This is a genomic window from Bradyrhizobium sp. 17 (assembly GCF_023073515.1).
GTDB lineage: Bacteria > Pseudomonadota > Alphaproteobacteria > Rhizobiales > Xanthobacteraceae > Bradyrhizobium > Bradyrhizobium canariense_D.
In genome coordinates, this window is the sequence record NZ_JADPJQ010000029.1 from 1 (window position 1) to 1,324 (window position 1,324).

2 protein-coding genes are annotated in these 1,324 nt (G+C 62.5%); one reads left to right on the forward strand and one right to left on the reverse strand.

The genetic code is table 11. The features are described 5' to 3' along the window. Positions 1–613: 613 nt before the first annotated feature. Positions 614–784, reverse strand: a complete 171-nt coding sequence (locus IVB13_RS04795) for a hypothetical protein (RefSeq protein WP_247487961.1) — start codon at positions 782–784, stop codon at positions 614–616. Positions 785–1,016: 232 nt separating this feature from the next. Between IVB13_RS04795 and IVB13_RS04805 the strand changes: the two genes are divergently transcribed. Next, positions 1,017–1,324, forward strand: a 308-nt coding sequence (locus IVB13_RS04805; protein WP_247487963.1) for a hypothetical protein, incomplete at its 3' end; no start/stop codon positions are given.

Consider the following 1,324-nt stretch of genomic DNA (forward strand, 5'->3'; position numbering starts at 1 on the left):
CGTCGTGCCGCTCGCTGCACCGGTTCGAACTCCATCAACCATCTCGCCTGCGGCGCTCAAATCCCCATAGAGCCTGCCGCACCATCCCCGCCCACCATGCGCGGTTTCCTTGTATGGGGCTTTTTTTGTCAAGGAGGCGTTTCAAGAGGCGACAGGTCGCGCATCTTTTCCTTCGTCAGTTTCTTTGTTCGATCTGAAAGCCGTTTCTTCGTCCCGACCCGCACTTCGCCTGCGCTGGCGTGCGCAGAAGCTGTCAAGGTTGGCCGTCGCACGAATCATACCACAGGCTCCGCCGTTGCCAGGCCACACCTTGACAGCTTCGAGCACGACGGCACGGTTGGTGCGATCGGGATAACGATCGGAGGGGAGCTCGCTTGCGGGCGCGATCAATCGCGCCACAACCTTGTATTCGGTGGGTCCAAGGACCCGAACCATGATGCAGTCATACGCATCGGCAGCGAAGCTCCGAAGCGGCGGACCCATTCTCCCTTTCGGCATTGAAAGCCAAGGAAACACGTCGGGACCCCGCCACCTCGAACCGTCATCGGCGACACCGTCACAAGCGGACAGACAGGGCCGAAACTGTTGGGTGTCGTTCAGTGACCTCCGTTGATTATGCCGGCCGCAGAACGACGCCGTCCGGCACTACGCCCTCCCGCACGAGACGCCACAGGGCGATCAGGAGCTTGCGCGCCAAGGCCACGATCATGGTCTTGCGCGTCCCGCGGGCATTCTCGGTGCGGGCTCGAAACCACTGCGCCAAGGTGCTGTCCTTCTGGAACATGAGAAATCGCCACGCCAATTGGATCATGCCTCGTCGAACCCGAGCGTTGCCGGAACGGGTCAGCCCTTTCTCCCGGCGTTTTCTGCCGCTCTCGTCGGGCGAGCCCGTGAGGCCGGCATAAACGCGCTACGGCCCGTCGGTCGCGCATGCTTCGCGACAGTACCTCCTGCACCAGCATGTCGGCCGTCTCAACACCAACCCCGATCACGCGCGCCAGCAGGTGCACCATTGCATGTGGTCCATCATTGGGCGCTTGCTTGAGACGCTCCAGGCGAGCGTCCTCGATCTGCCGTATCTGATCGCTGACGAGCCGCCGGCGCGCCATCTCGCGACGCAGCTCAGCCAGGGTGTTGGGCGGGATCGGCTCGCCCTCGGGGGAGCGCAAGCCGTCAAGGCGTTCGGCAGCTTTCTTCAGCTTGGGATTGAAGCCGCGGATGCCGAGCCGGATCAACGCTGCTTTCATTCGGTTGACGATCCGACTTTGTTCTCCGACGAGGCTCTCGTGTTCGCGGTTGGGCCGCTTGGCATCTTCGTCCTGGA